Source organism: Bacillus paranthracis (assembly GCF_024296885.1).
Lineage (GTDB): Bacteria > Bacillota > Bacilli > Bacillales > Bacillaceae_G > Bacillus_A > Bacillus_A paranthracis.
On the sequence record NZ_CP101135.1, the window covers coordinates 2,392,636 to 2,406,852 of the forward strand.

The following is a 14,217-nucleotide window of genomic DNA, read 5'->3' on the forward strand; positions in this document are numbered from 1 at the left end:
CGATGTCATTGTTTAAGATAAAGTTGAGCTTCGAAGTAGATGTAATTTATAGGAGGAAAATATGTTTAAAATAGGGGATTTTTCAAAACTATCTTCCATTAGTATTCGTATGTTGAGGCACTACGACAAAGTGGAATTATTACAACCAGTAAAAGTCGATGAGCTGAGTGGATATCGATTTTATTCAGCAGACCAATTAAAAAAAGTAAATCAAATTCAAACATTAAAAGGTATGGGGTTTAATATTGCTACCATTAAAGAAATAATAGAATGCAATAATATAGATAGCATAAAAGAGCAATTTTTAAATCGTAGTGTTCAAATTAAAGAAGACATGACTAACCTCCAAAAACAATTACGTCTCCTCGAAGATTCAATGAAATCGATGAGAGAGGATGTAGTTGAGATGAACTATCATGTTTCAATAAAGGAAATTCCAGAAAGAAATGTAGCTAGTGTTAGAAAGATTATTCCATCTTATAATTGCGAAGAGGATTTATGGGGTGTATTAATGCAAGAAATACAAATGAAAAATATTAGTATTGCCCATCCGAGTTATAGTATTGCAGTTTTCCATGATCGTGAATACAAAGAAAATGATGTAGATGTAGAAATACAGCTAAGTATTTTAGGGAATCAAAAAAATACAAAAGACGTTACATTTAAAAATGTAAAATCAACCAATGTAGCTTCCATAACGGTTAATGGAAGTTATGAACAAATGACAGCTGTAAATGAAGCTGCGGCAAAATGGATTGAGACAGAAGGTTACGAATTAGCAGGTCCAATGTTTAATATTTATCATGTGAGCCCAGCGATGGAATCGGATGCTAATAAATGGGTTACAGAAGTTTGTTATCCAGTTAAATGATTGTAAAGAAAAAAGGCATTATAATATGCCTTTTTCTTTATAAACTTATCCATAATTGCAATTAACCAATCATAGTTATCTTTCCTTCTATTATAGTTTTCGTATCGGACTATATAAAGCAATAAAGACTTCAATTAATTTAGTAAAAGCAGCTAAAGCAAATACAAAGACAGGATTATAAGCTGAAATAATACCTCCTACTAACGCTCCAAGTGGCATAGCTAATCGTGTAAGTACACGTGAAAACCCTAAAACTCTCCCTTGCATATTTGATGGAACTGTTTCCTGGCGAACGGTGGCTACAATTGTATTCCATGCAATATTGCAAGTCATTGCAATACCGAAAGCAATTCCGGGAGCAAGCCAATATCTACTCCAAAGCGCAAAAGTTAAGCCAATTGCTCCAACAAATAGGAGTAATGGAATTAGAAGACCGCGTTGCAATCTCTTTTCTAAAGGAACTGCAATCAAGCTTCCTAAGAGCCCGCCTATTCCAATTAGTAAATAATTAAAGCCACTTTGTTCGGGCGTAAGTTGCAATGTGGATAGTAAATAATACATGAACACACCTAAAACCGCACTTGCTCCAAAGTTTCCAATCATAGCTTGAAAAGATAAAGCTAAATTTAAACGGTCATTTTTGAGCCATTTACATCCATTAACCAAATCAGCTAGTACATTTTGAAGTGTATTTTTATCTTGGCATTTCTTGTTTACGGTTTTCATAGACGGTAATAATATCACAGCAATTAATGTTGCAATAAATGAAAGAACATTAATCCAAAGCATCTGAAAGCCACCAATAAAAGAAATGAAAACCCCAGCTATCATTGGACCAAATAAACTAGCCAATTGATTAACCATTTGATAGAAAGAATTGGCCTTCGTTAAGGATGCTCCAGCAATTTGCGGAATGACTGTAACAGTTGTTACATCAAAAAGCATGGACATAACTGCTAACATAAAAGTAATTATGTATAAATGCCAGATTTGTAATAGATGTAATGAATGTAGTATTGGAACAAGACTTACTAAAATAATATTAGTAATATCCGCTACCAAAAGTAACTTTTTTCGATCATAACGATCAATTATTACACCAACTAAAGGGCCAAATAAAACGATTGGCAATACGTTAATAGCAAATAAAGAACTCATAATTACAGCTGAACCGGTTAGTTGATAGGCAATCCAAGGTAACGCAAAAGTATACAATGAGTCCCCAATTCGTGAAATGAGTAAACCCAAAATAAAAATCTTGTATTCTTTAGTAAAAGTTGTCTTTACGGTAAGGCTACGTTCTTGCATAAGTTTCACACTGTTTATACCACCTTTATTATAGAGAAATTTGAAAATAATTCGTCCAATACTTGTCATATATAGAATTCTTTAATTTTTTGGTTAATCCTACTTTTTACATGTATTTTAAGGAGGAAATAAAAATGAAGAATGTAAAAGTCTGTACTGTTTTAAATAGTATGTGTGGTTGGGGAGAGATGTAGATTACATACATAAATAAACCATAAAAATGTTATGTAAACTATTTGTGCATATGGAATATATTTTCCTTATAATTTGTATTTTATAATATATAATAGAAAGTAATTAAGGGCGGTTATTTGAAAGGAGTGATGTTTTATGAACAAACAGAAGAAAATCAAGCATGAGGTAAAAATAATTTGAGTATGCGTATCATACCTCTATCAACTACGTTCGCTCAAAGCTAGGAGCAGCACATGATAAATATTAAAATTGGAAAAAATCAATACCCATTAACATTGGCTGAGGAGCATAATTTTGATTGGTTAAAGGATGTAGAAGTGTTTACTGTGTTTGATCAGCAAGATTCAGGAAATATTAGCTTTGGTATTATTGAAAATGGAAAACGTTATTTTTTGAAGTATGCAGGTGCACGCAATTTAGAATACAAAGGCAAGATAGAGGGCGCGATCCAACGATTAATGAAGGCAAAAGAAGTGTATGAACAAATTCAATATCCTTTACTAGTTCCATATATTAATCTTATTCAAATGCAAAACGGATTTTGTTTAAGGTTTCATTGGATTGATGGGGAATGCATGCACAATCATTGGGACTTTACACCGTTTGAAAAGCACCATGCACCAAATTCGCCTTTTGTTAAGCTAAGACAATTATCAGTGACGGAGAGACTTAACATATTGACACAAATTTTTGAGTTTGCAGCCTATGTGGAGTCATTAGGATATGTCATGGTTGATTTTTATGACGGTAGTATTTTATATAATTTTGAGCAATCAAAACTTACGATCTGTGATATTGATTTCTTTCAAAAAAACCTGTATTCAATAAAGTTGGGGAGGATTTTTGGGGAGCAGGTCGTTTCAAAGCACCTGAAGAATATGAACTGCATGCACAAATTACAAGCGAAACGAATGTGTATGTGTTAGCCGGAATTGCTTTTGCTTTTATTGGCGAGAAAAATGATAAAAGCTATGAGAAATGGGAGAGCACACTAGAATTATATAATATATGTAAAAAAGCTCTACATAAAGAAAAAAATAAAAGATATCGCACTGTTCAAGCGTTTTATGAAGATTGGCTGGCATATATAGGGGAAATTGGTGGATCTTTTTCACAAAGAATCAATAGCATAAGCGTTAATAGAGGGGAAAATACAAAATGAACGAATTAGAGTACAAAAACTTTTATGATAAAGTAGGAAGAGTAAATGGTTGGGATTTTAGTAAAATAAAATGTGAAACTGTAGGAGATTCATGGGACTTTTACGGGGAAGTGAAAGAAAGATGTAAACTTTCAGACACCCTACTTGATGTTGGTACAGGTGGAGGAGAAAATGTACTTAATATAGCATCTTCAGCTAAACTGTTAATTGGAATTGATAATTCTAACGGCATGATTGAAACGGCACATTCCAATTTAAAAAAATCAGGTGTACAAAATGTTGAGTTTTTTCAAATGAATTCTGAAGCGTTAACGTTTCCGCCTGCCCATTTTGATATCGCTTCTAGTTGTCACGCACCGTTTATAGCATCTGAATTAGCAAAAGTAATGAAACAAGGTGCTTTTTTCTTAACACAACAAGTAAGCGAACATGATAAATTAAATCTGAAAGAAGTATTTGGCAGAGGACAATGCTTTGGTGAAAGAGACGGAACTTTAAAAGAAAAGTATATGAGGGAACTTATTAGTGCGGGATTTAAAATCATACAAGTACGTGAATATGATGTTACTGATCATTACAGTACGCCTGAGAATCTTATTTTCTTATTAAAACATACGCCTATTATTCCTAATTTTGGAGAAGAGGAAGAGGATTTTAATATTTTGCAAAAGTTCATTAAAGCTAATAGTTCTGAAAAAGGTATTCGTACAAATTCAAAAAGGTTTATGATTATTGCTGTAAAATCTTAATGTATTTTATTGTAAAAGCTGCTTTTCGTTTAAGGCAAGGCAGCTCTTTTTATATAGAAACAATGCAGGGGAAACTTGAAAAAATAAAATTAAGTAAAGTGTTAATCAAAAAAATGAAATATGGAGGATAATGGTGTTGAAATGTTACTGTACTAGCAATGAAAGAAGCTAACATATTCATACTAAAGTTGTAGCTTTTATATGAAAAATCCATCCTTCCGTTTGATTTTATCTATTTATAATTGTAATACAATACGAATAGATAGTATGAAATAGGGGGACGTAAAATGATTACACATATTTCTGATATAAAACTACAAACTGTTTCCATAGAAGGGGTAAAACAAGTTTATAGGGACGTATTATCTTTTCCAATAAAAAAAGAAACAGCATCATTTATTCAATTTGAAGTAACACCGTATACAACAATTAGCTTTCAAGAAGTATATGAACCAATTGCACCTGCACATTTTGCTTTTGAGATCCCATATTCAAAATTTCATGAAACAGCAAAATGGCTTGAAAAGTCTGGGTTACTCATTGTGAAATGGAAAGATGGAAATATAATTGGTGAGGAGAATAATCTATTCAATTTATACTTTAAAGACGGAGATGGAAATCTTCTCGAAATTATTGCACATAGTTATGTTAAAGAAGATGTATTAATACCGCATTCACCATTAAACGTTTTATATGTAAGGGAAATCGGTCTTCCCGTTAAAAGTGTACCTGTATTTACGGAATGGTTGAAATTAAATTTAAATTTGCAAACAATGGAAGATGGAGATATTTTTAACTTTGTTATAGGTGGCACTGCATACATTGTCGCAACTTGGTGGCAGCGACCATGGATTCCGATTGCGATGAAAGCTTTACCACCGAAAGTACATGTTTCTTTTGGAACACCAGATCAAGCATTTTTACAACGCATACAAAATAACTTGAAGAAAAATAGTGTTCCATATGAATGTAAACATAATGAAGTATCATTTATTCAGCAAGGATATTCATTTACTATCTTGCATACACCAAATCTCCATGCTGATATTCCAAGTAAATTAAACTTACCGCTTTCTATTTAATGATGGAAAGCGGTAAGTTTTTTGTATAGTCGTGAAGAAGGTTTTAGCTAGGGGTATAGTGAATGTAAAGAGAGGTATAAGATGTTATTCTAATTTATGTTAAGGGGAGAAATGAAGTGGTTTTAGGTAATCCAATTGCAAAAGGGAACACAGCGGAAATTTATCTATATGATAATAAGATTATGAAATTATTTAAAGATTACCTCCCGAATACAGAGTCTATGAATGAAGCAAAAAAACAAAAATATGCTTATTCATGTGGGCTGTCAGTTCCAAACGTATTTGAAGTGATAAAGATACAAAATAGACAGGCAATTATTATGGAATACATAAAAGGGGATAGTATTGGTAATCTCCTGCTTAATAATTTAAATAAAGCACAGCATTACATATGTTAAACTCAATATAAATAAGGAAGGAGAGTTTAATATGAATATTTCTAGAAAAATAGAGGTTGAGCAATTACGAAATGCGAAGAGCGAGCTGTTTGATAAAGATGTATTAAACATATTGAATGGTCAAATGATGTATGAAGAATTTAAAAATGAAAAGCTAATGGGTGATTCTGATTACGCACCATTTAATGAAGCGATGTGTGTAAACCAAGTTACTACACTAGTTTTTGATAAAGAATTTATTAAGACAAGGGCAGCAGGACATAACAGTTCAGTAGAAAGTTACACAAAAAAGGTTATAGATCCATTAAAGAAACTTTTTACGAAAGAGTATAAATGTATTGTTTTATGGTTTGGTGAAGATATGTTTTGTCAAATGAACTTACTTACAATACTTTCATACCTTGAACAGTCTCGTTATGAGGGGAAGGTATACTTAAATAGCTTCAGAGAAGATGAATTTAAAGTAAATCAAATTGAACTTGAATTAGGAAATTATTCTTCGGTATACAATGAAGTATTAGTAAATCATAAAAAGACTTTCTATAAGGTACCACCTGTAATGTATCAGGCTATAGATCTATATTTAAAAATGCTAAAAGAAGATAATGCTGTAATGAAATTTATCTCTAAAAATAAAGATTTATCAACTCAAGAATTATTAACAAAGTTGTTTCAACTATTTCCAACAATCGGATATGGTGATTCTCAGTATATAGAGCTGATTAATAAAATAAAGAAGAAAGCTACACCAAAAATATAGGTGCAGCTTTCTTCTTATAATTGCTCAAGTAATTCTAATTCTTTTTCTACAAATGCCATTAGTTCCTTAATTGTTTCGCTAGAAAAATCAAAACGAATTCCAGCAGCTTCATATACTTCTGTTAAAGATTTAGAGCTACCTAATGATAAGGCCTTTTTATAATTTTCAAGTGCTTGTTTAGGATTTTCTTTATATTGTTTATACATTTGCAGCGCACCAAGTTGTGCAATTGCATATTCAATGTAATAGAATGGTATTTCGAATATATGTAGCACAGGTAACCAGCCAGTTGCAACCCAATTTTCATACCCCTCAATATTTACTACATTCGATTGATAAGTGTTATGTAATTCTAAATATTTTTCATTTCTTTCTTTAGCTGTATGATTAGGATTTTCATACATCCAATGTTGGAATTGATCAACTATAAGCATTTGTGGCAAATATTTAACAATATCTTTAAAGAACTCTAATTTTACTTCTATAAATTCTTCTTTATTTTCATAAAAAGTATCCCAATACTCCATCGAAAACAATTCCATTGTCATACTAGCTAGTTCAGCTGATTCTGAAGGGATTTCTAAATACTTTTGAAGTTCTAACTGCTTCATACAATCATTATGAATACTATGGCCCATTTCATGGAGGAAAGTAGTAACATCATAATGTGTATGATTGAGATTCATGAAAATAAAAGATAATTGAGATGCAGGTAAATATTCGCAAAATCCTCCTGGTCCTTTTCCTTTACGACTTTCTAAATCTAAGCAATTATTTTTATGCATACGTTCCAGTAATGCGGAAAATTCAGGGGCAAGTTTGTGTAAAATATGAGAACTTTTTTCGATTAAATCACTCGCTTTTTCAATAGGTTTTAATACTTTTTGATTTGGTGCAGTTGCTTTTAAATCCCATGGATGAAGACTTACTACTTGAAGTTCAGATTTTTTCTTATTATATATTTTATCGATAAGTGGTACTACGTATTTACGAATAGATTCAGCAAGCTCATAGCAGTCTTCAGGTGTATAATCAAAACGTTCATGTTTTTTAAACATATAATCACGATAATTATGTAATTGAATGTTTTTTGCTTTTTGGTCACGGATTACGATTAATTCATTTAATATATGTTGTAATTTATCTTCAACAGATAAGAATGTTTCAGAAATGAGCGTTTTTGCTTTTTTTCGTATATGACGATTCGGATCTTGTAAGTAAGATTGTAGTTCAGTAATTGTTTTTTCTTCACCGTTCCATAATGCAGTTAAACCACCTGTGATTTCGAAGTATTCGGTTACTAATTTGTCTTCGTTCACTTCTAAATCAATATTCTTTTCACAAAATAATGTTTGCGCATTCTTAATTTTTTTATCTAGTAAGCTGTACGTTTTTGGATCAAGTTCCATTCGAAAAGGGGACTCTAAATATTTAGTATCAAATGAATTTTGATAACGTTTCAAAAGAGGTCGTACATATTTTTGATCATATTCAAAAGTATCTTTTATTTCTTTATTATCTGTATTACATTGAAAAGCGATATAGTGCGACCTTAATTGTTCTTCAATTCCCCAAATGAAAGTAGACTGTTTTTTTAACCAGTTTTCAAGTTCTAGCTTTGAAGAAATCATTTCATTCAATAAAGTAGAAAGAGTATTTTCTAATTCTAGAACGTTACTAATATCAATCGTATTTAAACGCTGCATGACATATCCCTCACTTTTTATTTATTCATGAAGATATTCTATTTATTAATTATAATTTCCTTTTTAAGAGGAGAAAATGTGAAAAAATGTTAAATTTAAAAATTATAGAAGGTATTTATATGTGAAAGTAAAAGTTTATCGTAAATGAAAATTTACGGAGGGAAGTGCAATGAAAAGAGGAAAGAAGTTGATTGTATTTTTATTTTCAATTGCTGTATTGTGTGCTTGTGAGCCTGAAATGGAAGAATCCAAAAGTGAAGATTCTATAGTTATGGATATTGCTACAGCGACAGTCAAGGAGGAATCTTTTTTTAGTGCTGCTATATGGGATGAAAAGGAAAGAATAGTAGATTTAGAGATTGCTGATAGCGAAAATGCTAACGAAATAAAAAAAGAAATTAATAAAAGATTGCAAATTCAAGGCATTATGTCCTATAAAGTAAATATATCTCAAAGAAACAAGGAGATTGTAAATGCAGAACATAGATGGGAGTTAGTTTTTGGACAGATATTTGATGATGTATTCAGAAAGAATGGATATGAAGGGTTTGGGATTCAGCAAATAAATTATAAAAAGAATCAACCTGTTACCATAGATATAAAAACTAAGATTAGCGATGATGAAGTAGGAGCGAGAGAACTTGGACAGAAAATAGAAAAAGAAGTTGAAGGTGTACTTAAAACAGAAGCAATAAAGAAATGGATTGAAAATGATTCATATGCTATTGGGATTTACGATATAGAAAATCGGAAAATTAACTAATTGAGGAATGGATGGTATATAAATGAAAAATTGATGTAATTAAATATAGAATTGCTGAAGGAGATGTAATATGTATAAGTATTTACATATTTTAAATGATATAGAAAAAATGATTCAACATGGAGAGATAAAAGAAGGACAGAAATTACCATCAATACGGTCACTCGTTGCGCAATATGAATGTAATAAGGCAACAGTTATACGTGCGCTTCATGAATTAGAAAAGCGTCACATTATATATTCTGTCCCTCAAAGTGGATACTACGTTGTTAAGAAATCTGGGAGTACTATAGAAAATAAAGAGATAATTGATTTCGCTTCTTCGGCACCAGATCCAGATGTGTTCCCATATTTAGATTTTCAGCATTGCATTAATAAGGCTATTGATACTTATAAAAATGATTTGTTCGTATACGGAACACCGAAAGGGTTACCATCTTTAATTCCAGTCATTCAAAAACAGTTGGCAAATTATCAAGTGTTCACGAAAGAAGACAATATTTTTATAACGTCAGGCGTGCAACAGGCACTTGCAATATTAACTTCTATCTCATTTCCAAATGAAAATGAAACAATATTAGTTGAACAGCCAACGTATCATTTATATATAGAATATCTAGAAATAAATAAAGTTCCAGTAATCGGTATTAAACGTACGAATGAAGGTATTGACTTAAATGAATTGGAACGTATTTTTCGAACAGGTAAAATAAAATTCTTTTATACAATACCAAGATACCATCATCCACTTGGAACTTCTTATTCTAAAGATGAGAAAGAAGAAATTGTACTATTGGCTAAGAAATACAATGTATTTATAGTAGAAGATGATTATTTAGCAGATCTAGAAACAGATTCAAAAGCCGATCCGTTATATAGCTTGGATCATAGTAATCATGTCATATATTTGAAAAGTTATTCTAAAATTATTTTTCCGGGTTTACGAGTTGGTGTAGCAGTTACTCCACTGGTTATTTCGAGTGCTTTCCATACATATAAAAAAATTTTAGATATAGATAGCCCAATGATATCCCAAGCTGCTTTAGAAATTTATATAAAGAGTGGCATGTTCGAACGCCATAAAAATAAAATTAAATCTTCCTATAATAATAGATCTAAAAAACTAGCAGAAGCATTAGAAAGAATGCAAAGTGAAACCCCGCTTTTATTCACATATAAAAAGCAAAATACAATTGGAATCCATACTTGTTTAGAAGTACATAAAACAAGTATTTCGGATATGTTGATACAAAGACTAAGTGAAATGCAAATCAGTGTTGATACGATTGATAAAAATTATTTGAAAGGTTTTCCGAAACAAAGACTATTAAAGTTGAACGTATCGAATGTAAAGGAAGATAGGATTGAAGAAGGAATTCGTAAAGTAATGGAGGAAATCAAACAAGTGGAACGTCTAAATTTTCAATTTAAAAAAGAATAAAATGATATTTTTAGAGCACTCAATAGCTGAGTGCTCTTTTTATTTTTGACATAAGTAATTTAAATGGAAATAAACTACCAATAAATGTTAACCTTAAAGTATATTTATTTTGAATAGGAGGGTGATGAAGTCTATGGCGGTACGTATAGTCGATGATTTACAACAATTATCGTTGTTGCTTATGTTTTTAAGTACTTTTATATTTTACAGATACTTAAAGAAGGTTAAACGAGATAGGAAATTGACTGGTTTTGAATGGACAATGTATTTTGTCACGCAATTTGCGACATTAATTTGGGCAATGACCTATTTTATTAAACACTTAGCTGAATCCTAATTTCTATTCATTTAATCTAGTTTACTGTTATCTATTAGGAATATAAATATAGTCCGTATCTAAATCAATAACAACATCGCTCAAGACGTTTTCTTGTAATAACTTTGGGATTTGTTCGTAATGATATCGTACACAAAATAAGTTTAGAAGATCTTCATTAGATATCTCTTCATTTTTTACATTTAAATACATTATTATTAACTCGTTAAGAGAACAGTTACGGCCAAAAACATACTCATTAATTCCATATCCATCAAATTCAATTATCATATTATCACTGTTGGATGCTAGCCAACGTTATAGCTTAAATTTTAGATGAATTTATTATACATTGTTTGAAATGTAGTGAGAATATATTTTTATAAAATGTGAGGGTTATAAATGGAACAAAATAAATTAGTTTTAGAAGGACCAAAACGTCTTAAGTGGGAAACGCGCGAAATTAAGTCTATACAGAATGATGAAATTATCGTTAAAACAATTGCAGGTGCAATAAGCATTGGAGCAGAGTTACCTCAGTATAATGGATCCGATGTTACAGATACACACCCTATTTATCCAAGAAAAACTGGATATGAAAGTTACGGTGAAGTGATTCAAGTTGGTAATAAAGTAAAGAATTTAAACATAGGCGATAAAGTAGTTTCTTTTTATGGACATGAAACGATAGGAGTAGTTAATGGGTATAAAGTAATTCGAGTACCTAGTTATATAAAACCTAAAGTAGCTTTATTATCTATTCTTTCGTGTGATGCTGCTAAAGGTATATTGAAACTAAACCCGCGACAGGATGAAAAGGTACTTATAGCTGGAATGGGAGTTATCGGTTTACTTACTTGTTATTTCTTAAAATACTATATAGGTGTTGAGCATGTGGATATTGTTGAACCTGATAGAAATAGAAGGGAATTTGCACAGAAATTTAGTGTAAAAAACACATTTGATGCAGAAGAACAGATAGTAGAAACATATAATTATGGTTTCGAATGTTCTGCTACAAATAGTGGATTCCATACATTACAAAAAACACTTAAAACTAATGGACAAATATGTATACTTTCTGATGGTAATATTGAAGAACTAACATTAACCGCTGATTTTTATGAGAAAGAACTGCGGATCATTGGTTCAAGTGACGGATATAATTATCAACAACATGCAGATTGGTTTTTTAGTCAAATAGAAAAAACACCATGGATAGAAGAGATTTTTCAACATGAAATACAACATACAGGACTCATTCAATGTTTTGAGGAATTAAGTCAAGGAATAATTACCCCTTTAAAAGTATTTGTCTCATATGAATAATGAACAAAATGACCAGGTACTTGTCACATAGCCCACATATGTTTAGACACTAATATGATAGCAGAGCGCGGAGTAACATGTACGGGGATTCTTTAATAGGTACAACGGGTTGTGAAAACAGAGAATGGTTTTTGCTCTTTCATTATGTACAAATAGTATATTATCTTTCTCAGTGTACATATTAAGTAAAGAGTTTAATATCAAACATAAAAGGGGGGATAATATGAATGAAAATAAGAAAAATGAAGAATTGATTAAATTTAAGAAACAATGGTTTAATGAAGATAATCAACCAATAGCTGGAATAGAGTTAGCTTTACCGCCTGATATAGGCAGCATGTTAGACTCCAAATCAGTTGATGATGAAAGTGAAGAAAGTAATAATGAATAAGTTTAATCTATATGCATCCATTCGGGTGCTTTTTATTTTTTTGATAATGGAAGATGGATTATCAAATCCTTATTGAAAAAAGGTTGGTTAAAATAGATTCTTTTTCAGTATATGTAAGTTTAATTTTTACAAAAAAGTTTAATTAAAATACATTTAGAATGCTATATGAAATGGGAATGCTAGTAACATTCACCATTAAAGGATTGGGCTATTATGAATATGATTTTTGAAAGCATTATTTTAATTCTGACTGGAATTATTGCATTAAAAATGACAGGTAGTAAATCTGTTAGCCAAATGACAAGAGCTGAAATTATTATAGTAGTATCAATTGCACGTATTATTGTGGAGCCTGTATTAAGTCGGAAAGTAGGCCCATCTATATTTGCAGCTGTAATATTTGCAGGCGTCCTTCTTATCATTCATTTCTTTGAATTGAAATCAAAGAAGATGGAACAATTCCTAAATGGCAGTAGCATTATAGTAGTAGAAAATGGAGAGATTGTAAAAGAGAATTTGATGAATGCGAAAATGTCGGAACAACAACTATATATGCAATTAAGAGAAAAAGGGATTCATGATTTAAAGAGTTTACAGCAAGTTACAGCTGAACCGAATGGGCGAATTGGTTACCAATTAATAGAGAAAGCTCAACCGATAACTTTAGAAATGTTAGAAAAAGTAATAGATCAGTACAATATAAAAAGATAATTTATCTTAAGAAAAATCAATACTACAACGGAAGTATTGGTTTTTCTATTTTTTACACACTAATATAGGGGAAATAATAAGCCAATCTTAAAATTAGATATAGGCTTATTATTATGCTATATTCAATGAACCTATAGTGAATGTGGTAAAAAATTAATTTGGCATAGGTAACCGCAGCACTAAAATTTATAAGTTTTTAATGTGATACTAAAAATAGGATTAGAACAAGGAGATAGAATCATAATGGAATTTTGGGAATCAAGCTTTATTGAGAAGCAAACAATGTGGGGGTTTGAACCTACAGAATCTGCAATTTTGACAAAAGATTTTTTTGTGGAAAACAATGTTAAAGACATATTAGTTCCGGGTATTGGCTATGGAAGAAACGCAAAGGTATTTATCGAAAATAGTATAAATGTAACAGGTATTGAAATTTCGAAAACAGCGATCGATTTAGCAAGAGAAAACGGACTAGAAGATGTTAGTATTTATCACGGTTCAGTAAACGAAATGCCTTTTGATAATAAACTGTATGATGGGATATTTAGTCATGCACTTCTTCATTTGTTGAATGAACAGGAAAGAGAGAATTTTATTAAAGATTGTTATAATCAGTTAAAACCTGGTGGATATATGGTTTTTACAACTGTTTCTAAAAAAGCTCCAATGTACGGAAAAGGAAAACAGTTGGATAAAGATTATTATGAGATAATGGAAGGCGTAAAAATGTTTTTCTATGATTCTGAATCTATAAAAAAAGATTTTAATCAATATGGATTAGTACAAGTTTCGGAAATTGATGAACCAAATAAGAACATGGCAAATAAACCTTCAATCAACTTTTTAACGATAAAATGTAAGAAAGAACTATAACTAAAAGTTATTAAGAATGATTAAATATGTTTATATATTAATTATGCACAAATAAAGAGGACAAGCATATAATAGAAATACCTTTTAACTTTAAGTAACCTTAACTTTCGTTAATAGGGTATCTCAAAATCCCCAAAAGAGCACTTGCGGAAACAAGTGCTC

Annotated in this window: 15 protein-coding genes and 2 pseudogenes; 14 read left to right on the top strand and 3 right to left on the bottom strand. The window is 30.8% G+C overall.

All coding sequences use genetic code 11. From position 1 onward, the window contains the following. The first annotated feature begins 61 nt into the window (after window positions 1–61). Window positions 62–871 carry a MerR family transcriptional regulator gene (locus tag NLJ82_RS12205; protein ID WP_000472614.1) on the top strand — a complete coding sequence of 270 codons (810 nt, stop codon included), beginning with the start codon at window positions 62–64 and terminating at the stop codon, window positions 869–871. A 90-nt stretch (window positions 872–961) separates the two neighbouring features. Here the strand turns inward: NLJ82_RS12205 and NLJ82_RS12210 are convergent, their stop codons facing one another. Beyond that, entirely contained in the window at window positions 962–2,188 is a 1,227-nt protein-coding gene (locus NLJ82_RS12210; RefSeq protein WP_000772537.1) for an MFS transporter, read from the bottom strand. A 419-nt stretch (window positions 2,189–2,607) separates the two neighbouring features. Between NLJ82_RS12210 and NLJ82_RS12215 the strand changes: the two genes are divergently transcribed. The 6 genes and pseudogenes from NLJ82_RS12215 to NLJ82_RS12240 all read left to right on the top strand — a co-directional run. Then, window positions 2,608–3,300, top strand: coding sequence for a hypothetical protein (locus NLJ82_RS12215; protein ID WP_002092039.1), 693 nt, complete (start codon window positions 2,608–2,610; stop codon window positions 3,298–3,300). Further along, a complete protein-coding gene (locus tag NLJ82_RS28895) occupies window positions 3,294–3,536 on the top strand; it encodes a hypothetical protein (protein WP_226805551.1) in 243 nt (80 codons plus the stop codon). Before NLJ82_RS12215 ends, NLJ82_RS28895 begins: the two co-directional genes overlap by 7 nt. Further along, entirely contained in the window at window positions 3,533–4,285 is a 753-nt protein-coding gene (locus NLJ82_RS12225) for a class I SAM-dependent methyltransferase (protein ID WP_001003855.1), read from the top strand. Before NLJ82_RS28895 ends, NLJ82_RS12225 begins: the two co-directional genes overlap by 4 nt. A gap of 287 nt (window positions 4,286–4,572) precedes the next feature. Then, complete coding sequence (locus tag NLJ82_RS12230; RefSeq protein ID WP_000627955.1) at window positions 4,573–5,367, top strand: VOC family protein; 795 nt, start codon at window positions 4,573–4,575, stop codon at window positions 5,365–5,367. 116 nt (window positions 5,368–5,483) lie between these two features. Further along, a pseudogene (locus NLJ82_RS12235) lies at window positions 5,484–5,759 on the top strand (protein kinase family protein); the annotation flags it as partial. After that, a pseudogene (locus tag NLJ82_RS12240) lies at window positions 5,755–6,525 on the top strand (AraC family transcriptional regulator); the annotation flags it as partial. The pseudogenes NLJ82_RS12235 and NLJ82_RS12240, both read left to right, overlap by 5 nt. A gap of 14 nt (window positions 6,526–6,539) precedes the next feature. Here NLJ82_RS12240 and NLJ82_RS12245 read toward each other — a convergent pair. Continuing rightward, entirely contained in the window at window positions 6,540–8,231 is a 1,692-nt protein-coding gene (locus tag NLJ82_RS12245; RefSeq protein WP_001189370.1) for a M3 family oligoendopeptidase, read from the bottom strand. 169 nt (window positions 8,232–8,400) lie between these two features. On the opposite strand from NLJ82_RS12245, the gene NLJ82_RS12250 reads away from it, so the two are divergent. The 3 genes from NLJ82_RS12250 (at window position 8,401) to NLJ82_RS12260 (ending at window position 10,772) form a co-directional block, all read left to right on the top strand. Continuing rightward, a complete protein-coding gene (locus NLJ82_RS12250) occupies window positions 8,401–8,994 on the top strand; it encodes a DUF4030 domain-containing protein (protein WP_000820256.1) in 594 nt (197 codons plus the stop codon). A 70-nt stretch (window positions 8,995–9,064) separates the two neighbouring features. Further along, a complete protein-coding gene (locus tag NLJ82_RS12255; RefSeq protein WP_000280088.1) occupies window positions 9,065–10,435 on the top strand; it encodes an aminotransferase-like domain-containing protein in 1,371 nt (456 codons plus the stop codon). A 133-nt stretch (window positions 10,436–10,568) separates the two neighbouring features. Continuing rightward, the gene (locus NLJ82_RS12260) at window positions 10,569–10,772 is read left to right on the top strand and encodes a hypothetical protein (protein ID WP_000290885.1); all 204 of its coding nucleotides are present in this window, start codon (window positions 10,569–10,571) and stop codon (window positions 10,770–10,772) included. A 27-nt stretch (window positions 10,773–10,799) separates the two neighbouring features. On the opposite strand, the gene NLJ82_RS12265 is transcribed toward NLJ82_RS12260, so the two are convergent. Continuing rightward, window positions 10,800–11,042, bottom strand: a complete 243-nt coding sequence (locus NLJ82_RS12265; RefSeq protein WP_000582702.1) for a hypothetical protein — start codon at window positions 11,040–11,042, stop codon at window positions 10,800–10,802. A gap of 111 nt (window positions 11,043–11,153) precedes the next feature. Here NLJ82_RS12265 and NLJ82_RS12270 point away from each other — a divergent pair, with 111 nt between their 5' ends. The 4 genes from NLJ82_RS12270 (at window position 11,154) to NLJ82_RS12285 (ending at window position 14,055) form a co-directional block, all read left to right on the top strand. Further along, window positions 11,154–12,080, top strand: coding sequence for an alcohol dehydrogenase catalytic domain-containing protein (locus tag NLJ82_RS12270; protein ID WP_000437339.1), 927 nt, complete (start codon window positions 11,154–11,156; stop codon window positions 12,078–12,080). Between the two features lie 223 nt (window positions 12,081–12,303). Next, a complete protein-coding gene (locus NLJ82_RS12275) occupies window positions 12,304–12,471 on the top strand; it encodes a hypothetical protein (protein ID WP_001004886.1) in 168 nt (55 codons plus the stop codon). A gap of 213 nt (window positions 12,472–12,684) precedes the next feature. Further along, entirely contained in the window at window positions 12,685–13,182 is a 498-nt protein-coding gene (locus NLJ82_RS12280) for a DUF421 domain-containing protein (RefSeq protein ID WP_001055960.1), read from the top strand. A gap of 243 nt (window positions 13,183–13,425) precedes the next feature. Continuing rightward, complete coding sequence (locus tag NLJ82_RS12285; RefSeq protein WP_000397618.1) at window positions 13,426–14,055, top strand: class I SAM-dependent methyltransferase; 630 nt, start codon at window positions 13,426–13,428, stop codon at window positions 14,053–14,055. Window positions 14,056–14,217: the final 162 nt, after the last annotated feature.